We start from the raw sequence: 21,229 nt of genomic DNA on the forward strand, positions 1-21,229 counted from the left end.
ACCGGCGGGCGGCGGGCGGCGAACACCGCGATCGCGCCGGCCTGCCGCGCCTGCGCCCACGACGCCAGCCGGTCCCAGCCGTCGATCACCTCGACCAGATCGTCATCGCCCAGCCCGGCCACATCGGTCGACTCCAACCGGGCCGCCAACGCCGGGCCCGGCGCCGCCTCCGCCCACCGGAAGCCATCCCCATCGTCACCATCGAACATGCGTTCGATTCTAGGGACGCCGCCCCGAACCCCGCTCGCGCTGTCCACACCCCCACCGCACCCCGCAGCAGCGCTCACATCGCCCGGTAGTCGCGCACCGCCAGCCGCGGTCCACGCCTCGGCGGAGCGACGCCGCTGACCTCGATGAGCCGTACGACGCGATGCCGGTGCGGCTGATACGGCGCCAGTAGCGCCAGCATCCCCGCGTCGTCGGTCCGCGCACCGGTGAGGGCCCAGCCGACGAGGTTCGGGATGTTGTAGTCGCCGACCGACACCGCGTCGGCATCGCCCCACGCCCGCTGCGCCACCTCGGCAGCGGTCCAGGCACCGACGCCGGGAACCCGTCGCAACCGATCCAGCGCCGCCACAGCGTCGAGGTCGACAGCCTCCTCCAGGCGGTCGGCCACGGTGGCCACCGCCCGGATCGTCCGGCGGCGGGTCCGGTCCACCCCGGCCCGGTGCCAGTCCCAGTCGGGCAGAGCGAGCAGGGTGCGCGCGTCGGGCGGCACCCGCAGCGTCGCGGGACCCACACCCCGACCCGGGGCGGGCGCGCCGTACCGCAGCAGCAGCTCCCGCCAGGACCGACGGGCCTCCTTGCCGGTCACCTTCTGCTCCAGCACCGCGGGCACCAGCTGGTCGAACACCAGCCCGGTCCGCGGGATCCGCAGGCCGGGGTGGCGACGGGCGGCGTCGCGCAGGACCGGGTGCCGCGGAACGAACCCGGTCGGATCGTCGCGGCGGCCGAGCAGGTCCGGGACACCCTCGAGCGCCCAGTCCGCGCCGGGTCCCCACGCCGTGGCGTGCACGACCCCCGACCGGACCTGCAGCGCCAGGGTCACCGGCCCGTCCGGGCTCATCGCCGCGCGCCAGAAGACGCCGGCCGCGTCGACCCGGTGCGCGGGGTCGCCGTATCCACGGCGCAGCGGGGCGAGCGTGGCGAGCACATCCAGCGGACCATCGGGGGTCCACCGCCGCTCGCGACCGGTCATCACACGAGGTCGGTGCGTCCGTCGGCGCGCAGGTCGTCGACCAGCGCCCTGACCTCCTGGGCGCGGTCGCGCGGACACACCAGGAGGGCGTCCGGCGTGTCGACCACCACCAGGTCGCGGACGCCGAGCAGCGCGACCAGCCGGTCGGAGCCGGCGTCGACCAGGCTGCCGGCGCTGTCCCGCGCGAGAACCGGGCCGGCGCCGAGGCGCACCACGCCGGCGGGATCCGGCGGAAGGACGCTCGCGAGGGTGTCCCAGTCGCCGACGTCGTTCCAGCCGAGACTGGCCGGCACGGTGGCGACCCGGCCGCGCCGCCCGGCGTCCTCCATGACGCCCTGGTCGACGTTGGCCTTAGGCAGGGTGGGCCACACATCGCCGAGCACCTCGTCGCGGCGCGCTGTTTCCCAGCTGTCGGCGATGCGCTCCAGCCCGGCCGCGAGCTCGGGCAGCTGGCGGTGCAACTCCTCGAGGAAGGCCTCGGTGCGCCAGACGAACATCGAGGCGTTCCACAGATAGCGGCCGTCGGCAAGGTATTCGCGGGCGACCTGCGGCGTCGGCTTCTCCTTGAACTCCTCGGCACGGTACGCCGGCCCGGCGCCGATCTGCGCACCCCGCCGGATGTAGCCGAAGCCGGTCTCCGGCGCGGTCGGGGTCAGTCCGATCGTCACGAGCGAGCCGTCCGCCGCGGCGTCGGCCGCCGCGCGCACCGCTGTGTCGAACGCGTCGGTGTCGCGGACCAGGTGGTCGGCCGCGAAGGAACCCATGACGGCCTCCGGGTCGCGGCGGTGGATCAGTACGGCGGCCAGCCCGATCGCCGGCGCGGAGTCGCGCGGCGCCGGCTCCACCAGGACGTTTCCGGCCGGCAGTTCGGGCAACTGGCGGGCGACCTCGGCGGCGTGCGCCACGCCCGTCACGACGTACGTCGAGGCGGGCTCGATCACGTTGTCCAGCCGGGCCCGGGTGGACTGGATCAGCGACCGGCCACCGGATCCGAGGTCGAGCAGGAACTTCGGGCGGTTCGCCCGCGACAGCGGCCACAGCCGGGTGCCGCTTCCGCCCGCCGGGATGACGCCGTACATCCGCGAGATGCTCACCGGTACAAGCGTAGCGGCGCGCCCGTCATCGGTATCCGGGACGCCGGGCCGGTCGGCGGATACGCTGCCGGTGGCCACCTCCTCACGGAGCGGACTCAGCTGCATGACGGACGACACGCACCAGGAGCGGCGGACCGGACCGGTCGAGCCGACCGGTCCGCAGACCCGCCGTTGGGTCGCGGAGGACGAGCCGGACGCCGACAGCGCCGATCAGCCCGCGGGATCGCGGCGGCCCAGCCGGCCGGCCGACCCCTACCTCGACCAGCCGACCACCGTGCATCACTTCAACGACATCGACGACGACCCCGCCGGCGACCCCGACGCGACGATGACCTGGGCGGTGCCGACGGCGACCGCATCGGCGCAGCCTCGCGAGGACGACACCCAGGACATCCCGACCGGGGTTCCCGCCGAGGCCCCGGAAACGCCACCGCCACCGCCACGGCACCGACCGCCGGTGCTGGTGTGGGTGCTCACCGCGCTGCAGATCGCGCTGATGTTGATGTGCACGTTCCTCTACCCCGCACTCGCCGGGCCCACCGAGGCGCGGCAGGTGGATCTGGTCTACAGCTTCGTCAACGGCAACGCCTTCTACGCCCCCGGAACCCGGCTCGAGTCCGCCGGCGTCGCGACCGCAGCCGCCCAACACCAGTTCCCGCCCACGTCTCCCCTGTCCGGGCAGTCGGTGACACCGCGCGGCCAGCGACAATCCCTCGACGCACTCGGCGGCGACCGGGTCGGCCGGATCCGGGTCGACAATCCGCTCGTGGCCCACCCGCCGCTGTACTACATGCTCGCCGCCGGGGTGGTGAAGGCCTTCCCGAACTCCGCGCAGTGGCCCTATGACCGCACGGTCGCGGTGCTGCGCTACCTGTCCATCCTGTTGTTGGCACCGTTGCCGCTGCTCCTCTGGGCCGCCGCCCGCAGGCTGTCCGACAACGGGCCGGCGGCGGTGGTCGCCGCCGCCCTGCCGATCGCCGTGCCGGGCCTGGCGCGGCTCGGCGGCTCGGTGAGCAACCTTCCGCTGCTCATCCTGCTGACCGCGTCGCTGACCCTGCTGCTGGCGAAGGTGCTCACCGGCGACCTCCGGGTCCGCACCGGTGTCATCGCCGGCATCGTCACCGGGCTCGCCTGCCTGACCCAGGGACTCGCGCTGGTCCTGCCGATCGCGGTGATCGCGGCGTACGTCGTCTCCTGGCTGCGGCACCGTCGTCCGGTGTGGGCGCCGGCGCTGTGGGCAGTCGGCCTGACGCTGGCGATCAGCGGTTGGTGGTGGGTGCGCAGCCTGGTGCTCTACGGCTCGCTGCAGCCCGACGGCGTCGGCTCGGACGGGCTGGTCTCGACGGCGGGCGCCGCGCCGCAGCACGCGTGGGGCGACCTGTTCCGTTCGCTGGTGCTGGGATCCTGGGGCGGCATCGGCCTGCCGGACTCCCCCCGGTTCTCCGGGCCGTTCAGCTGGGCATGGGTCACCGCTCTGCTCGCCGGAGTCGTCGTGGCGCTGATCCTCGGAATCGGCCGCGGCTGGGGTCGCGCGACCGCGGCGGTCTTCGTCCTGCCCGCGCTGCTCACGCTCGGCCTGCTGATCATCAACGCCCGGCCGGCGTTCCTCGCCACCGGCGACGTGTCGGCGCTGCAGGGCCGATTCCTGTACGCCGCGATGGGCGGGTTGTTCGTGCTCTGCGGGATCGGGGCGGCGCAGCTCCTCGGCCGGACCGCGTCCCGGTGGCTGCCGTTGATCGTCGTCACCGCCGGGCTGGTCACGCAGGCGTGGGCCTGGCGCCAGCTGATCCACGCGTGGTGGGCCCCGGCGACCAAGAGCAGTTCCACCGAGATCGGCGACGCGTTCCGGGCGGTGCTGCGCTGGTCGCCGTGGTCGCATGCGGTCACGACCGGGCCGTTCATCGCGGTGGCGGCACTCGGGGTGCTCGCGGGCGTCCTGGCGCTCATCTACATCCGGCCGCGCGGCGGGAGCGGCTCACCCTACGGCACCGTCAGGGTCGATCCACGGACCGCTCGGATCCGCTGAGCGAATCAGCTCCGCGGGTGGGTCGCGCCCCGTCGCCGACCTGGCGCACCAGCCGCGACATCCCGCTGCGGGCCGCGAGGCCGGCGTGCAGGCCGAGCCGGACCGGCAACCACCCGGTGCCGGAGTAATGCCGGGACAGGTAGCGGTAGGCGCTCCGGTGGTGCTCGGCGACCATCGCCGAGCGGCGGTGCCGGGTCGCCTGGCCGCCCTCGTGGACGACCACGGCCGCGGGGACGTAGACGTTGAGCCAGCCGGCGAGCCCGATCCGTTCGCCGAGATCGGTGTCCTCGAAGTACATGAAATAGGCCGGGTCGAAGCCGTGTACGGCGAGGAAGGCCTCGCGCCGGATCAGCAGGAGCGAGCCGGACAGCCACCCGACCGGACCCTCCTCGGGGTCCGTACGTTCCTGCCGGTAGGTGCGGGTCCAGGGATTGCCGGGCCACCACCAGCCGACGAGGGCGTGGCCGATGCCCCGGCCGAGCGACGGGAGCGCCCGCGCGGACGGGTAGAGCGCGCCCTCGGGGGTGAGCAGGGCCGGCCCGAGCGCACCGGCACGCGGCCAGCGGGCGCTGGCGGCGAGCAGGGTATCGAGCGCCGCCGGTCTCCAGGTGAGGTCCGGGTTGGCGACGACCAGCCAGGGCGTGTCGGCCTGTGCGGCCCCGAGGTTCGCGGCCCGGCCGTAACCGAGATTGCCGCCGGTACGGACCAGCGTCACCTCGGCCCGCTCCTCCGCCGCCCGCTCCGGCGCTCCGTCGTCCGAACCGTTGTCGACGAGGATCACCCGGTAGGGGTGGGTCGTAGCGTCCTGCAGGGTGTCGAGGAATCGGTCGAGTGCGGGGCCGGGCGAGTAGGTGACGACGACGACGGTGAGCTCTTCGGTGCCGTCACTCATTGGGCAGCGGCGCGGGCGTAGCACGCGAGGTGCGCCTCCGCGCTGGCCGTCCAGGTGAACTCCGCGGCCCGCGCGACGGCCGCCTCCGCGAGCTGCCGGCGGCGGGGCTCGTCGTCGAGCAGGGCCGCAAGATTCACCGCGATCGAGTCCGGGTCGGCCTCGGTATAGGCGACCGCGTCACCGCCGACCTCAGGAAGGGAGAGCCGCGGTGTCGTCAGGACCGGCGAACCGCAGGCCATCGCCTCCAGCACCGGCAGACCGAATCCCTCGCCGTGGCTCGGATAGGCGACCACGATGGCGCCGCCCAGATAGCCCCGCAGATCGGTGAAGCGGAGATAGCCCGGCCGCAGCACCCGCAGGTGGCTCGGCACCTCACCGAGGGCCGAGTCGATCGAGTCGTCCCAGCCGCTGCCGCCGGCCAACACCAGCGCCGGCGGGTCGGGACGGTCGCGCACCGCGGTGACCCACCCGCGAATCAGGCTTGGCACGTTCTTCCGCGGCTCCAACATGCCGAGGAAGGCGACGTACGGCGTGCCGCGCAGACCGAGCCGCGCCTGCACCCGCTGCTTCTCGTCGTCGCTCGGCACATGGAACGTTTCACGGTCGACACCGTGGTAGGCGACATCGAGCATGGTGGAGTCCGCGTCGAGGACCCGGACCAACTCGTCGCGGGTGGCCTTCGACGGCACGATGCAGCGGCTGGCGCGGTGCAGCGCGGTCTTGATCGCGGACCGGAAGAACGGGCCCTTGACCGCGGTGTGCACCTCGGGCTGGGTGAAGAACGTGGCGTCGTGGATCGTCACCACGACGGGACGGCCGGCTCGCAGCGGCATCGTGTAGTGCGGCGAGTGCACGACCTGGGCGTCGACCTGCTGCGCGACCAGCGGCAGGCCGGTCTGTTCCCAGGCCAGCCGGGCCGAGCGGTGCGCGATCGCGGCCGGACCCGGCACGATCATCGCGTTGGGGGCCATGCGTCCGTAGCGCTCGGCATCGGAGCGCTGAGAGGCGACCGCGAGATCCGCGCCGAGCGTGCCGAGAGCCGCGATGAGGCCGTCGACGTAGCGTCCGACGCCGCCCCGGTCGGCGGGCACCGCGGTCGCGTCGACGAGCACGCGGGGCGCGCTGCCAGACACGATCGGTTCCTCGCTTCGTAGTGGTGAACTGTTGCTTCAAAGGTTCTCTCTACCCTACGCCGACGAGCCCCGCGACTCTGCCCACCTGAGGGGTACGGCGACGGCGCGTCCCGTCACGGGCTCAGGTCGGTGTAGAGCTTCCACAGTTGCTCGGCGGCGGTGTCCCACCGGTAGCTGGCGGCGCGATCCCGGCCCGCCGCCACGAGTCGCTGTCGCAGCCCCTCGTCGGCGGCGACGTCGTGCAGAGCGGCCGCCAGCGCCGCCGGATCCTCGCGCCGGACGACCACCGTCGCACCCCCGCCGACCTCGACGAGCGCCGGTGCGTCGGAGCTGACGACGGCCGTGCCCACCGACATCGCTTCGACGACCGGCAGCCCGAAGCCCTCCGCCCGGCTCGGCACGACCAGCGCCGTGGCGCCGGCGAGGGCGACGGCGAGGTCGGTGTCGTCCAGCCGGCCGAGGACCCGGATCCGTCCCGGGTCGATCCCGGCCCGCTCGGCCTGCCGGGCCGGGTCGACCCCGCCCCAGCCCGGCTGGCCGACGACGACCAGCGGCAGGTCCGGGGCGCCGGGGTGGGCCAGGGCGTCGATCAACACGTCCAGGCCCTTGCGCGGTTCGAGGGTCGCCAGGCTCATCAGGTAGCCGTCGGTCGGCAGCCGGAGCCGGTCGGCTCGCTGCGCGGCGTCGGCGGGGAGTCGCAGCGCCGCGCTGACGCCCTCCCCGACGACGGTCACCCGATCGCCCAGATCCAGTACCCGGGACAGGTCGTCGGCGACGGCCTGGGTGGGGACGATGATCCGGTCAGCCTCCCGCGCGGCGTGGTCGGCCATCCGCCGGTGCCAGGCCACCCCGCGCGGTGTGAGTGTCTCCGGATGGGTCCACGGCACGGCATCGTGCAGGGTGACGACCAGCGGCCGACCACGCTTCGGCGGCACGAGCAGCGTGGGCGCATGCACCACATCAGCACGGGCCGGCGCCGGGCCGAGCCGGTGTTCCCAGGCCACGGTCAGCAACCTGCGCGGCAGCGGCAACCGACGGGGTCCGCCCACACCGGGGAGCCGGGCCCGGGCCGGGTCTCGATGCCATGCGGTCCATCCGGTCACGGTCGCGCCGGCGGGCGCCGCCGCGGCGACCGCCCGACCCACTTCGACGGTGTAGCGGCCGGTGCCACCGGGGACCGGCGCGAGACATTGCTCGACGATCATCGCGACGCGGGTCACCGGGGTGACGCTACCGGCCTGCCGGTCCGGTCAGGGGTGCATGGTCGTGGTGACCGTGGCCGACCGCAGCCCGTTCACGACGGCGTAGTAGGAGTAGGTGTCGCCGGCGAGGTACGTCGTCGCGTACGTGCCGGCCGCGCCGGTGGGCAGCGAGCGGCGCATGACGAAGCTGCTCTGTCCGGCCCGCCGGAACCAGATCTGCGCGATGCTGTCCGGTCGGGCGGTCCCCGTGATCGAGACCGTCGAGCCCGCGGCCGCCGAAGCCGGTCCGGTGATGGTGGGTGAGATCTGGGTCAGCACGGTCTCGGTGGACACGGGGCCGGCCCCGGGGACGGACACGACTGCGTAGTAGCGGTAGTCGTCGTCGGCTAGGTACGTCGTGGCGAAGGTCCCGTCCGCCGAGACCGGCAACGCTCGCCGGGCGACGTAGCCGGTGCCGTCGCGCTTGTGGAAGTACGGGACGACGGTGGCGCCGGGCGGTGCGGTCCCGGTGACGCGCACCGTGGAGTGCAGGGCCGCGTACTTCGGCCCGGACAGGGTGCTGGCGACGTTCTCCGGTCGCCACCAGGTCGAGCGCAGCCCGAGCCGGATGCTGCTCTGGTCGGTCAACTGCACGGCGGTCGCCCGACCGGACCTGTCCACTCCGTCGAGTTCGAGGCCGGTGATCCGGCCGCCCCACTGGCCGTGTCCGTCGCGAGAGATGACGCGCACCGCGTGCAGCGTGCCGACCGCGGGGTACCAGGCCTCGATGTCCGTCGCGGACAGGGTGGCCGCCCAGGTGTTACTGCTCCGCGGGTCGATCCCGTCGTAGGGGTCGGCCTCGGCCGGCAGATAGGGAACCCCGCCGGAGACGGTCCAGCCACCGTTCGACGCGCCGAACTCCGCGCTGATCGGCACGCCGTTGTAGGTGCGGATCGCTCCGGCCGTCGCCTGGGTGGCCGCGGTGGTGCGGGCGTCCTCGATGTCGACCCCGCCGTACACCTGACAGGCGGTCGTGTCACAGATGTCGTACGTCGAGGTCTTCCCGTGCGCGATCGCGTAGGTGCGGGCGGCGACGGCCTGGGCCTGCAGCGCCGCGGCCGGCCAGCTGGGGATGGACTCGGCGGGCACGACGCCGTCGACGTAGGACTCGAGGTCGAGCGTGTTCACCACCTGCAGCTGCGTCGCGCCGGTGGGGCTCGCGGTGAGGGTGCCCCGGTATCGCTTGCTCCCCGCTCCGACGTGGAGCGTCACCGGCCCGGTGGCGGCGAAGCGGAGCGGGCCGACGAAGCCCGAATTGGCGCTGGGGTAGGCGGTCCAGGTGCTGCCGTTGAACGACTCGAGGCGCAGGACGGATCCGTCCCGGCGGGCGCGCCAGCGCTGGGGTCCGGTCGGCAGGTGATAGAGCGCATTGCTGTCGAGGTCGCGCGCGGTCAACCCGGCCGCCGGATCGACCTGCGTGGTCGTCGCCGTTGCCGCGCTGATCAGTACCCGGATGGAACTCGGACCGCGGGTCGGCTGCGCGGTTCCCGGGTAATAGAAGGACAGGATCGCGGTGGCGGACAGACCGTGCTCGGCGGCGCCGGCAGCCCCCCACTGCGACATCCCGCGGCCATGTCCATAGCCGTGTCCGTCGACGTGGAACACCCCGCCGGCGGGAACCGGGTAGACCTCGGCGGTGCCGGCGTCCGGGGCGGGAGTTCGCGCGAACGGGCGCTCCGGTCCGCTCGCCGATGCGGCCGGGAGCGTCAGGGCGAGCAGCAGCACGGCTCCGCCGACGACAGCCACCGCCGACCCGCGTGGCGTCCACCGAGCGTGGACAGCCATGCGTGCCCCCCAGCTCCGACCGGAGCGCGAATTCGACACCCCAGGTAACCGAGGGTAATCGAGTCGCTCCAGACTGGTGGGGTCATTGGGGCCGGGTCGCCCGGTCGGGGGGGGTGCGTGCGATCGCAACTCCCCTTACCGACGGCCTTTTCCGGTTATCGCCGTAAGCCCGAGGACCCCGACGAGCGGTGCCAGGGCCACCGCCGGAAGCAGGTAACGGACCGAGAAGCCCGCCAGCAACGCCGGGGCAGCCAGCGCACCGATCAGCGCGGCACAGATGAGCAGACAGGCCAGGCGCATCCCGGAGCCGCGGGCCCGGCCGACCCCGGCGACGGCCGCGAGTCCGGCGAGCAGCAGCACGCCCAGCAGCGTCCCGGGGGTCCACCACGTGCCGTAGGCATGGAGCGAGCGGGTCAGGACACTGTTGATCCCGACGTCGGTTCCGCCGTACTTGTCGACGAGCTTCTGAGTGCCCGCCACCCCGGCGGGATAGCCCGGTCGGAAGGTGAAATACCAGTTCGGGAAGCGCTCGGGGCCGAGTCCGCGGGTCGGGGCGAAGTTGTAGAGGAAGTCGCCCGCCACCGTGCGCAGGTAGTCCAGCGGCTGCTGCGTGATGACGCGACGGGCGAAGTCCCCGTCGAGCTGGTCGACCGTCATCCCCTGCGCCGGTGTGATGGTCCAGGACGGCGACGACGGGCTCCACATCAACTGCGACAGGTTCCGCTGGCCCGGCTCCAGCAGCGGGCCGAGGGACCGCTCGGCGAGCGGCAGGTCGAGCCCGGTGGTGCCGGCGAACGCCATGACCCGTCCGTAGAGGAAGTGCCCGGAGTAGCCGTAGGTGAGGCCGAAAGAGCCTCGGGTGTTGTCCATCCAGGTGGCGTAGGCGACGACGGGGGCGGCGAACGCGACGACGGCGATCAGGGCCTGGGCGACGCGTCGTCGCCATCCCGCGCGACTCACGAGGACGAAGCCGACCACGACGAACCCGAGGAGAAGATCTCCCGACCGGGTCACCGCCGAGAGGCCGAGCAGCAGGCTCGCGATCGCCGCTCCCCAGAGCGAGCTCGACAGCCGAACGCCGGCACGGGGCTCCGTCGGGTCCGAAGGCCGATCGCTGCTCGGCCACCCGAGAATCAGGACTGCGGCGACGACGAGCACCTCCGCCGTCACTTCGGTGAGCACGTAATGCTCCAGCACCACCTGGAGGGGATCGAGCAACACGGGGAGCGTCGCCAGCGCCGCCCAGCCCCGCGCGCATCCCCAGCGGAGGAGGAAGACGTAGATCGCGACGGCCATGGCCAGTCCGAGCAGATGCTGGACCACGGCGACGAGGTTGATGCCCTGCAGGATCAGGAGCCCGCGCAGCAGAACCGAGTAGGCCGTGGTCCGCGCCGTACCGGGGATCCATCGACCTTGCGCGAAGCTGAGGTAATACGCGCTGTCCGGGAACATCAGCGCCGGGCGGTAGGCGAAGGTCGTCGCGAGCCGAAGCAGCACGCCGGCCAGGAGCAGCACCGCGAAGACGAGGTGGCTACGCCAGATCCTGCGGAGCCACGCCATCCGAATCCCCGTCTCAACGCCGACCGGACGGGCACACGATAGCGGTCCGGTGGCGGTCAGGTGTCGCCGCGCGACCGCACGATCAGGTCGGCGAGCAGCGCGACGGCCGCGATGATCAGCCCCGTGACGAAGAGCAGCACGGCGTTGGTCGTGATCCGCAGGTCGTAGCGGATGAGGTCGGTGATCCCCTTGATCACGCCCACGCTCAGCAGCGTCAGGGCGAGCGGCATCAGGACCTTGATGGGGTTGAAGTACATGACCATCCGCAACACCTGGAGGATGTAGCGGTAGGCGTCCTTCGTGAAGTGGAACTTCGACGTCCCGGCCCGCTTACCGTAGGTGATGTCGAGATAGTCGATCGGGTGCTGGTTGGACAGGAACGACATGGTGATCGTCGTGACGCAGGAGAATCCCGGCGGCAGCAGCCGGAGATAGGGCAACGCCACCTCCCGCCGGAACGCCCGCAAACCGGAGTTGAGGTCCGGGATCTTCGTCGACGCCAGGTATTCGGCGATCTTGCGGATGACCCACTTCGCCGGGACCCGCAGGGCCTTGAAGGTGCCCTCCTCGGTCCGCCGCGCGCCGACGACCTGGTCGACGCCGGGACGATCGAGCAGATACTGCACGAACTCCGGGATCCGGTCGTTGGGGTAGGTCATGTCGGCGTCGGTCCACACCACGACCCGCCCGTAGGCCTCGTTGGTGCCGATCCGCCTGGCCGTGCCGGACCCGCCGTTACGGCGGAACGGCATCAGTCGCATCCGCGGGTAGGACGGCAGCGCCCCACGTAGGACGGCAAGGGTGTCGTCGGTGGACTTGTCGTCGATGACCAGGAGTTCGTAGGTGAACGGGCTCTCCCGCAGCGCCTCGTCGATGCGCTCGATCTCCAGGAGCACGTGGTCCTGCTCGTTGTAACAGGGAAGGACGACGGTGACGTCGAGCGTGTTGGCTCCGGCCGGCCGGCCGCGCCCGCCGAGGCCACTGCTCTCGTGCGGCCGGCTGGGATAGCTCGGTTCACCCGCGGGAAGGATCGTCGTCTCCTCGGAGCCGGGACGGTCGGTCTCTGGCTGGCGGGCGGGTTCGGCAACGCTCACGAGACGGGAACTCCTCGATGAGTGGTCGTGGGACGGGCCGATCCTGCCACCTTCGACGGCGGGATGGCGACAACGGCGTAAAGCATACCAATGCTGTCTGCTATCCCCGGCTGTCAGCGACGGGGTCGGTCGAATCGGGCAAGCCGGAGCACCCACACGTGCACATGGATCGAGTTGGAGGTGAGCACCGCGCGCCGCAGCACGTGGGGACCGTAGGGCCGCAGCGCGGCGAGCGCGGTCGGGAACTCCGAGCCCGTCTTGCTCAGCAACAGCAACGTCGGCGGGCGCCTGCGAGCGAGCGCGGCCCGATCCGGGCGGCTGAAGTGAGGCAGGTCGTAGCTCAGGGACTTGCCATGCCACAGGTACTGCGCGGTCGGCAGGTTGAGTACGGCGCCCTGGTGCGCCGGGTACCACATCATCAGGTAGTCGTCCTTGTAGCGGGCCGTCGGCACCACGGTGTGTAGCTCGCTGGTGACCCGGTAGACGTCGACCTGGCGCTGCCCGTCGCCGCCGATGGTGTCGGCGTAGTTCCCCCGTGGGAGCCCGGTCTCGCCGGCCAGATGGGGTTGGTAGCTGCCCTTCCCGACGGTCAGGCCGAGAATCACGGCGACTACAAGCAGCGCGGCCACCGCACCGACGGGCCGCGCACCCCGGGCCAACCGGGCCACGGCCACCGCGATCACCACGACGGCGGCGAGCACGGACCCCACGACGGCCATGCCGAACGATGGGAGCGGCTCGATCACCCGGTAGAGGAGGGGGATCGCGACGACGAGCGCGGCCGGCAGCCACGCGGTCGCGGCGCGGTCGAAGAGCCGCCGGCACAGGCCGACGACCACGAACGCGATGGTCAGGCAGACCCCGGGCCAGAGCATCGACACGTAGAGGTGGAACTCCAGCGTCGCGGTCTTGCCGCCGAAGAACTGCAGGACAACATAGACGACCCACTGGAGTCCGGCGATGCCGAGCACGGTCCGCTCGGTCAGAGACGAGGACGGCCGGCGCCGGACCTGAAGCACCAGCCAGGCCGCCAGCGCGACCGGCGGGGCCAGCAGGTAGTCGCGGCCGTAGACCCAGTGCCAGTTGGAGGACCACCAGTGGGGCAGCTGTTGCGGTGACCGCAGGTGCGACGAGGCATCCAGCGTCGGACTGATGATGTTGTACGCCGTACCGAACACGACATGCGCGATCACCGCGAGCACGCAGGTCACCACGACCACACAGCCGACGAGTACCGCGACCTCGACCAGGAGCTGCCGCCCGCGCCGCCACGAGACCCCGAGGTAGACCAGGACGGTCGCCGCCACCAGCGCGACGGCGACGCCCTGCGAGTGCACCGCGAGGGAAAGCGCGAGCCCGGCGGCCGTGACCCAGCCGAGCCGTCGTCGTCGGGTAGTCGCCGGCATCACCAGACAGGCCACTCCGGCCGTCAGGTAGGACACCGCGGCGGAGTCCGGGTAGTCGGTGCCCCAGGCGTTGAAGATGACCGGGCTGGTCAGCAGCACGGCCACCACGACGGCGCCGGCACCGCGGCCGAACAATCGCCGGAACAGCAGATAGGCCGGTACGACGGCGATCAGGGCGAGCACGTAGCGGAACACGTAGAACCCTGGCACCGCACCGAAAAGGAGATAGAACGCACGGGCGGGCAGCAGGAACCCGAGCCGCACCCGGTAGTACATACCCGACGTGGGGTAACGCAGGACCAGGTCCTGGCCGTGCTGGGCGTAGGCGGTGTAGAAGGACGGGTCGATCATGTCCGCCCGGGCCATCGACCGGATGTGCAGCACGTAGAACGCGATCACCGGGCTGGCCAGCAGAAGCACCGTCTCTACCGGCCAGCTCCGCACCCACCGCCGAGCGGGCCATTGCGGCGGAGCAAGGTCGGTGGCCGGGGCCGTCGTCGTCATCGGGTGACGAGAAAGCCTCTACGCCGCCAGTCGTAGGACCGCGACTCCGAGATCTCGTCCCAGTCGATCACGGTGAGGACGCGCCCGCCGGCCTCGCGTACCCAGTTGCGGACCTCGTCCTCGGTCACCCCGTGCATCTCCATGACCGGCGCGGACTCGTCACCGGCGGGCTGGTCGCGCTTGGTCCGCCGGACCAGCTCGGACAGCGCGCGCCGGACCTTCACCGGTGCGGTGACGCTGGTCGATCCGCGGTGGGAGAACCACGCGACGCCTTCCTGCACGCAGTCCACCTCCAGCCGGTAGTCACCACGCCGGGCCGGCGCAGTCACCTCCAGCTCCACCCGCACCGACGCACCGGGAGCCAGGTCCTCGGGGAGCGGGACGCGACCGTCGTCGATCACGACCTGCTTTCCGCCGGCGGTCAGCCAGTGGTTGGCCACCGTCACCTGGAACCATCCCTCGCTCCCCGTCGCCGGAAAACTCACCGGGCCGCCGTTGCGGACCTCCACCTCGACCAGCGCGCTCTCGCCGGGCCGGAGGCTGGTCGGCGGGTCGGACAGCGTGAGCTGCGCGCGGAATGCGTCGTCCGGGAGCGCCTCGGTGGCGCCCACGACCGGCTCGGTGACCATCTCGAACAACGCCATGCCGTCCGGGCTCAGCAGCCGGAAGAACTCATCGACGTACTTCCGGCTGTACCGGGGCTCCATGTGCTGCAGTACGTGCGCGGTGTAGACGAAGTCGAACGTGCCGTCGGGAAAGAGGCTGAGGTCATCCCTGTCGTTGACGTGGTAGGTGCACCGGTCGCCGTGCTGGTTCCACTCCCTGGCCAGCTCGACCATCGACGGCGCGATGTCCACCCCGTCGACCCGCTCGAACGCACCACCGAGCGCCTGGGTGAGCCGACCCACGCCGCAGCCGAAGTCGAGCGCCCGGTTGCGTGGCAGCTGCCGTCCCGCCGAGGCTCCGGCCTTGTCGACACGCTCGAGGATCCGGCGGATCTCGACCTGCCCGCTGTCGAAAAAGGCCTCTTTGTCCCAGCGCCCGTGCTGCTTGCCGGGAGCGGACAACACCGCCCACAAGGGGTCGGTCTTGCCGAATTTCTCCCAGTGCCGGCCGAGCTCGCTCAATTCCATGGTCGGCGAGCCTAGTCGGCCTGGGTCACGGTAGGCACGTCGTCGTCGCCCGGTACGGGGTCGGTCGAACGCCGGACGGCCAGCTCCTCGAGGGCCTCGACGGTGGCCGCCCGCAATGCGTTGACCTGACCGACGACGGGCTCGACCTCCCACGCGGTGAGCCGGCGGACCATGCGTTTGACGAAGGCCGCGCTGGCCCGGTGCGAGTTGGTCGGGGGGAGCTGCAACTGGTGGACCCGGCGTACCGGGGCGCTCACTGTGCTGGCGCCCAGCAACGCCTCCGTATCGGTTCCGGCCGTACGGGTACCACCCGCCGCGACCCGCGACCCACGGTCGGTCGCGGCCCGCAACCGCACCTCCTGCTGGATCGCGCCGCGCAGGTCGTCGCCCTCGATCGGCCACGGTGTCGACGGGAAGTTCATCGTGCGCTGGCCGGCCGCGCTCCACATCGCCGTGCGCAGCTCCGCGTCGTCGGCCACGAGGGTCACGTCGCGTCCGGCGGCCGCCTGCTCGGGTAGGCCGCCGACGGCGGTCGCGATGATCGGCCGGCCGTAGAGGGCGGCGCGCTCCAGTACACCGGAGGACCAGATCGAGCGGTAGGGCAGGACGACGACGTCCGACGCGACGATCCACCGGTCGAACAACTCGTCGCTGACGTAGCCGTCGTGCAGGCCGACCCCGTCGGTCGCGCGCGCGAGCACCGACAGTTCGTTGTTGTAGGCGACGTAGCCCGGATCGTCGACCCGCACCGACCCGACGATGTCCAGTCGGCAGCCGCGGGCGCCGAGGCCGGCGAACGCCGTCACCGCACGGTCGAAACCCTTGTGTGGCTGGATGAATCCGATGGACAGGAACGTAAAGGCGTCTTGCGGTATGCCGAGCGACGCGCGGGCGCGGATGCGGTCGTAGAACGTGCGCGGGAGAAAACGCACGCCGTGCTCGGTGAGCGTGATCTTCTGCGGGGAGACGCCGAACGCTTGGGCGAAGGTGCGCCGCTCGTTCTCGGTGTGTACGACGATGCGGTCCACCGACGACCACAGCAGCCGATTGGCCACCCCGTCGAGGCCCAGCCGTCCGTGCCGGTAGTCGATCTCGTGGACGACGACCTCGACCTCACCCGCGCGCCGGAACGCCGCCAACAGCGCCAGGCTGACCGCGGCACGGTCGCGGGCGGTGCTCGGCACCGGATAGAAGAAATCGGGGTGGAACTGCACGATCAGCTTGTCGTACCGGCCGACCCGTTTCGCCAGCGCGAGCGCACCGCGCGGGCCGACCAGGTCGAGGTGGTAGTGGGCCGCCGAGGGACCCGGCGAGAGCACCTCGACGTCGTGCCCTTCGGCCCGCAGTCCCTTGACCGCCTGCACCGCGTAGGAGGCGATGCCGTCGCGGATCGGCGGATAGGGAGTGACCATCAGGATTCTCATGGACGGGTCCATTCACCGAGGCCGGCCTCGAACCGGTCGAGTACGGCGTCCCAGGTGTAGTGGGCGAGCACGTAGTCGCGGCCGGACCGGGCCAGCGCCGCCGCGGCGTCGGGGGCTTCGCTGACGAAGGCCAGGCACTGCTCGAACTCGTGTTGGTCGTCGTAGGTGAGACCGGCACCGGACCGCCCGCAGTGCCAGCGCACGACCTCGCTGGAGTTGTTGGCGATCACCGGCGTGCCGGCCAGCCACGCCTCCATGATCGTGCGGGAGAACGCCTCCCACCGACCCGGCTGCAGATAGGCGTCGGCCGCGGCGAAGGCGTTGTCACGCTCGTCGTTGGACAGGAAGCCGACGTCGACGACCCGGTCGGCGATCTCCGGCGGTGCGTCGATCGGCCCCGCGCCCATCGTGACGAGCTTGAACGGGATGTCGTAACGGCCGACCGCGCCGGCGAAGTTGGTGAGCAGGTCGGGCCACCCCTTGGCGCCCTCGCGCCGGCCGGAATAGAGCACGAACCGACCGTCGATGTTGTATCTCTCGCGGAAGCCGTCCGGGTCGTACTTCTGCGGAACGTCGACGCCACAACCGATTTCGGCGTGCGGCGCGAGCGGCTTGACGATGCGGTGGGCGAGTTCGTGTTCCGGCTTCGACTGGAAGAACAAGCCGGCGACGCCGGTCAGCACCGGCTGGAAGAGTTCGAGGCGCGCGTAGGGCTCGTCGTGCAGGCAGGTCCACAGCAGGCTGCGGTCCGGCGCCACCTGCGAACAGGCGAAGGTCACCCAGAACGGGTAGGGCGTGAAGACGAGCGCCCGGTAGTCGTCGGAGTGGTCGAGCAGGTAGTGGAAAAGTTCCGGCACCCGCATCCCGGAGTTCATCCAGCGTTGCTGCTGGGTGATCGACAGTTCCGCTCCGGAGACGATGGCGTGTTCCAGGACGCCGCGCTCGGCGATGTCCTCCATGACGACCGGGAACCGGCGTACGGCGAGGCCGTCCTCCTCGGCGAGTCCGGCGGGAAGCTCGTTCCGCCACGAGAAGTGGTCCTTCGCGCACGTCGTGAGGATCTCGACGTCCCATCCCCTGGCCTTGAGCCCCTGCGCGATCTCGGCCATCACGATCTCCGCGCCGCCGACCATGCCGGGCCCGAATCGGGCGGGCACCAGGCCGATGCGGCCGCGCCGTTCCAGCTCCGGAGCACCCTGCTGGGTCGTCGGCTCGCTCATACCACGCTCACCCCGGGCAGCACGTCGAACTTCGGTCGCATGTACAACACCCCGTCGCCGATGGTGTCGGTGAAGACCTTGAACGACGTGACCCGGTCGAGCCGGTGGTATTCGGGACCGAGATCGGGGTGGACGGCGACCGTGATGAAGTAGTGGCCCTCGACCATGGGTATCTCGTCGAAGTTGAAGCGGACGACCCGGCGTCCGGAGATCGGCTCCAGCGGGATGCGCAGGATCTTCGTATTGGTGCCGTAGACCGTGAGGTCGAGATGGTTGGAGATCAGCACGCCGGCGATCCAGTCGGCGGTGGGATCGTTCGCGGTCACCTCGAACTCGACGCCGAGCGGCTCGCCCGGCTCGAACCGCGACTTCGGCGTACCGTCGCCGTCGGTCACGGTGACGTTGCTGATCTCGAGCCGACCATGGTGCTCGGTCGGTGCCTCGACCGCGTCCTGCTGGTCGAACTTGTCGCGGAAGGCGCGGATCGCCTCGACCGGTGAGCCGTTCACCACGGTCTTTCCGTGATCGAGCATGATCACCCGGTCGCAGAGCTGCCGGACCTGGTCGAGCCCGTGGGTGACGAAGACGATGGTCCGCCCGTCGCGCTGGAACTGCTTGATCTGCTCCATGCACTTGCGCTGGTAGGGCTCGTCGCCGACGGCGAGCACCTCGTCGACGAGCAGGATCTCGGGGTCGACGTGGACGGCGACCGCGAACGCCAGCCGGACGTACATGCCGCTGGAGTAGAACTTCACCTGCGTGTCGATGAACTGCTCGATGCCGGAGAAGTCGACGATCTGGTCGAAGTACTTGTCGATCTGCACCTTGGACAGGCCGAGGATCGACGCGTTGAGGTAGACGTTCTCGCGGCCGGTGAGGTCGCCGTGGAAGCCCGCGCCGAGTTCGAGCAGCGCGGCGAGCCGGCCGCGGCGCTGCACCGCGCCGCTCGTCGGCGTGAGGATGCCGCCGATGATCTTGAGCAGGGTGCTCTTGCCCGAGCCGTTCGCGCCGATCAGGCCGAGCGTCTCGCCGGCGGTGACGTCGCAGGAGACGTCGCGCAGCGCCCAGAATTCGTCGGTCATCTTGCGCGAGCGGCGGAAGTTGACCATCCGCTCCTTGAGCGACTTGTCCTTGTGGATCCGGAATCGCTTCGACACGTCGTCGACCCGGATGACGACGGGACTGCCGCGTCCGGTCGAGCCGGTGGTGTTGGCGATTGTGGCGGGCATCATGCTCACAGCTCCTGGGCGAAGTTACCTTGCGAACGGGCGAAGACCCGCTGCGCCAGCCACACCAGCACGAGGCAGACGAGGATCAACACACCGAGCCGCCCGTAGAGGTTGCCCGAGTAGTAGAACGGCGCTCCCTTCGGGGTGAGCCCACCCGGCCACAGCGCGCGCTGGAAGGACAGCACCACGTTGGTCATCGGGTTGGCCATGTAGACCTCGAAGAGGAAGTGGTGGCTGGCGGCCAGGTGGTCCTTGACCTTGGTCCAGTCATAGACGATCGGCGTCATCCAGAACCACAACAGCAGACCGACCTCGACCAGGTAGGTCATATCGCGCAGAAAGACGTTGGCGGAGGCCAATACCAGGCCGAGCGCGGTGGCGAAAAGGATGGTCAGGACGAGCGCCACCGGGATCAACAGCAGGTTGATCGGCCGGGGCCACGTCCAGGTGACCAGATAGGCGGCGAGCAGCACCGTGACCTGCAGACAGAAGTTGATCAGCGCGGCACCGACCACCGACAGCGGGAACAACTCCCGCGGGAAGTAGACCTTGTTGATCAGGCCCGCGTTGCCGACGATCGAGCCGGTGCAGCCGCCGATGATGTCGGTGAACAGCGTCCAGGCGAGCAGGCCGGTAAAGAGATAGACACCGAAGCTCGGGATTACCTTGGCGCTACCGAGGAAGTAGCCGATGGCGACCGAATAGACGACCAGCTGCAGCAGCGGCCGGAGCAGGGTCCAGAAGAACCCCAGGACGGAGTCCTTGTACTTGACCTTGAGCTCCTTGCGGACCAGCTGTCCGAGCAGCTCGCGGAAGGCGTAGATCTCGCGCGCGGTGGTCCAGAAACCGCCGAAGAACCGGGTCGGCGCGTTGACCTCTTCCAGCGGAAGCTCGCCGACGGTCACCGACTCGTGGCCGGGCGGCGCGCCGTGCAGGTACTGGAAGGAGGAGGTTGTGGTGTCCGGCTCGGCTGACATGGGCGTCTGACCTCGTTCGTGACGGCGTTCGAGCCCCGGTCGGGACAGTCGGCGGGCATTTCAGGGCATTTCAGGACCGCCACCATCGTGGCCGGCGATCTCGATAGTAGGTGACGGCATCGAGGCTGAGCTAACCGGCGAGTGCGGTTGCCTCATGTGGGTGAGCCCGGATCGGGGTCGGCCGGCCCGGCAGGCCCGGCGGCTATGATGCCCAGACCCGACCGGCAGTGAGGGGTACGACGCAATGGACGTGGTCGTCTGCGGCGCCCAGAAGCCGTTCATGCGCGGCGGAGCCGAGCAGCATCAGGACAACCTGGTGGCGGCCCTGCAGGCGGCCGGGCACCGTGCCGAGCTGGTCCGCATCCCGGTGGCCTGGGAGAAGGGCCGCCTCTTCGACGCCCCGCTGGCGTGGCGGCTCGTACCGCTCGACGCCGACCTGGTCATCGCCACCAACTTCCCGTCGTACTTCATCCGCCATCCCCGCAAGGTGGTGTGGCTCTTCCACCAGCACCGGGGGGCCTACGACGGTGCCGAAACCGGTGCGGAGTGGTCGGACTTCGGCCCCGACGACGACGCGCTGGAGGCCCAGCGGCTGCTGACCGAGTGGGACAACATCGCACTGGGCGAGGCGACCCGGTTGTTCGCCACCTCCGGCGTGGTCGCCGACCGACTGGCCCGCTACAACGGCCTGACCGCCACCCCGCTCTACCACCCACCGCCGCTGTCCGACCGGCTGCACCCGGGACGTTTCGGCGACTACGTCCTCGCCGTCAACCGCTACGAGGCCAACAAGCGACCGGGCCTGGTGGTCGAGGGGATGTCCCGAGCCACGAGCGGCGTACGCGCGGTCGCCGCGGGTCGTGGCGAACTGCTCGGCGAGGTCACCAACCGGGCCAAGGAACTGCGCGTCTCCGAGCGGGTCGACTTTCCCGGCTTCGTGCCCGACGACGAGTTGGTCGACCTCTACGCCGGGGCACTCGCGGTGCTCTACGCGCCCATGGACGAGGACTACGGCTACGTCACGTTGCAGGCGTTCCTCGCGGGCAAGCCGGTCATCACCGCCGGTGACGCCGGCGGAGTCCTGGAGTGGGTCGAGGACGGCGTCACCGGTCTGGTCACCGACGGCTCGCCGGAGCAGATCGGCGCGGCCTTCGACCGGCTCTACGCCGACCGTGACCTGGCCGCCCGGTTGGGTCAGGCCGGCCGGGAACGGGTAAGCGACCTGTCCTGGGGTCCGGTCATCGACCGCCTGCTGGGCAGGTGACCCGGGTGATCGCCGTCGCCCCTCCGCTCCGCCGGCCCCGTGGACAAAA

Annotated in this window: 17 protein-coding genes; 2 read left to right on the forward strand and 15 right to left on the reverse strand. The window is 70.9% G+C overall.

Annotated features, from left to right (window positions below; all coding sequences use genetic code 11):
• The 3 genes from VGH85_02890 to VGH85_02900 form a co-directional block, all read right to left on the reverse strand.
• A partial coding sequence (locus VGH85_02890; GenBank protein ID HEY2172736.1) for a hypothetical protein occupies positions 1-209 on the reverse strand: 209 nt, incomplete at its 3' end.
• 74 nt (positions 210-283) lie between these two features.
• The gene (locus VGH85_02895) at positions 284-1,198 is read right to left on the reverse strand and encodes a hypothetical protein (protein ID HEY2172737.1); all 915 of its coding nucleotides are present in this window, start codon (positions 1,196-1,198) and stop codon (positions 284-286) included.
• Complete coding sequence (locus VGH85_02900; GenBank protein HEY2172738.1) at positions 1,198-2,292, reverse strand: sugar phosphate nucleotidyltransferase; 1,095 nt, start codon at positions 2,290-2,292, stop codon at positions 1,198-1,200. Before VGH85_02900 ends, VGH85_02895 begins: the two co-directional genes overlap by 1 nt.
• A 103-nt stretch (positions 2,293-2,395) precedes the next feature.
• Between VGH85_02900 and VGH85_02905 the strand changes: the two genes are divergently transcribed.
• Positions 2,396-4,318 (forward strand): glycosyltransferase family 39 protein, encoded by a 1,923-nt coding sequence (locus VGH85_02905; protein ID HEY2172739.1) that lies wholly within the window; start codon positions 2,396-2,398, stop codon positions 4,316-4,318.
• Here the strand turns inward: VGH85_02905 and VGH85_02910 are convergent.
• From VGH85_02910 to VGH85_02965, 12 genes are all read right to left on the reverse strand, one after another.
• Complete coding sequence (locus VGH85_02910) at positions 4,284-5,210, reverse strand: glycosyltransferase family 2 protein (protein ID HEY2172740.1); 927 nt, start codon at positions 5,208-5,210, stop codon at positions 4,284-4,286. The two genes, VGH85_02905 and VGH85_02910, sit on opposite strands and share 35 nt — an antisense overlap.
• On the reverse strand, positions 5,207-6,343 hold the full coding sequence (locus VGH85_02915) for a glycosyltransferase family 1 protein (protein HEY2172741.1): 1,137 nt from the start codon (positions 6,341-6,343) through the stop codon (positions 5,207-5,209). Before VGH85_02915 ends, VGH85_02910 begins: the two co-directional genes overlap by 4 nt.
• Positions 6,344-6,456: 113 nt before the next feature.
• On the reverse strand, positions 6,457-7,563 hold the full coding sequence (locus tag VGH85_02920) for a glycosyltransferase family 1 protein (GenBank protein ID HEY2172742.1): 1,107 nt from the start codon (positions 7,561-7,563) through the stop codon (positions 6,457-6,459).
• 30 nt (positions 7,564-7,593) lie between these two features.
• Positions 7,594-9,369, reverse strand: a complete 1,776-nt coding sequence (locus tag VGH85_02925; GenBank protein ID HEY2172743.1) for a SpoIID/LytB domain-containing protein — start codon at positions 9,367-9,369, stop codon at positions 7,594-7,596.
• A 135-nt stretch (positions 9,370-9,504) separates the two neighbouring features.
• The gene (locus tag VGH85_02930; GenBank protein HEY2172744.1) at positions 9,505-10,929 is read right to left on the reverse strand and encodes a hypothetical protein; all 1,425 of its coding nucleotides are present in this window, start codon (positions 10,927-10,929) and stop codon (positions 9,505-9,507) included.
• Between the two features lie 56 nt (positions 10,930-10,985).
• The gene (locus VGH85_02935; GenBank protein HEY2172745.1) at positions 10,986-12,023 is read right to left on the reverse strand and encodes a glycosyltransferase family 2 protein; all 1,038 of its coding nucleotides are present in this window, start codon (positions 12,021-12,023) and stop codon (positions 10,986-10,988) included.
• Positions 12,024-12,136: 113 nt separating this feature from the next.
• Complete coding sequence (locus tag VGH85_02940) at positions 12,137-13,933, reverse strand: glycosyltransferase family 39 protein (protein ID HEY2172746.1); 1,797 nt, start codon at positions 13,931-13,933, stop codon at positions 12,137-12,139.
• Complete coding sequence (locus tag VGH85_02945; GenBank protein HEY2172747.1) at positions 13,930-15,066, reverse strand: class I SAM-dependent methyltransferase; 1,137 nt, start codon at positions 15,064-15,066, stop codon at positions 13,930-13,932. The genes VGH85_02940 and VGH85_02945 overlap by 4 nt, the downstream gene beginning before the upstream one ends.
• Positions 15,067-15,077: 11 nt before the next feature.
• Entirely contained in the window at positions 15,078-16,490 is a 1,413-nt protein-coding gene (locus VGH85_02950; GenBank protein ID HEY2172748.1) for a glycosyltransferase family 4 protein, read from the reverse strand.
• Positions 16,487-17,710 carry a glycosyltransferase family 4 protein gene (locus VGH85_02955; protein HEY2172749.1) on the reverse strand — a complete coding sequence of 408 codons (1,224 nt, stop codon included), beginning with the start codon at positions 17,708-17,710 and terminating at the stop codon, positions 16,487-16,489. Before VGH85_02955 ends, VGH85_02950 begins: the two co-directional genes overlap by 4 nt.
• Entirely contained in the window at positions 17,707-18,942 is a 1,236-nt protein-coding gene (locus tag VGH85_02960) for an ABC transporter ATP-binding protein (protein ID HEY2172750.1), read from the reverse strand. The genes VGH85_02955 and VGH85_02960 overlap by 4 nt, the downstream gene beginning before the upstream one ends.
• A gap of 2 nt (positions 18,943-18,944) precedes the next feature.
• Positions 18,945-19,916: an ABC transporter permease gene (locus VGH85_02965; protein ID HEY2172751.1), complete on the reverse strand. Its 972-nt coding sequence runs from the start codon at positions 19,914-19,916 to the stop codon at positions 18,945-18,947.
• A gap of 244 nt (positions 19,917-20,160) precedes the next feature.
• Here VGH85_02965 and VGH85_02970 point away from each other — a divergent pair, with 244 nt between their 5' ends.
• On the forward strand, positions 20,161-21,180 hold the full coding sequence (locus VGH85_02970) for a glycosyltransferase family 4 protein (protein ID HEY2172752.1): 1,020 nt from the start codon (positions 20,161-20,163) through the stop codon (positions 21,178-21,180).
• The last annotated feature ends 49 nt before the right edge of the window (positions 21,181-21,229 follow it).

Source organism: Mycobacteriales bacterium (genome assembly GCA_036497565.1).
Taxonomy (GTDB): Bacteria; Actinomycetota; Actinomycetes; order Mycobacteriales; family QHCD01; genus DASXJE01.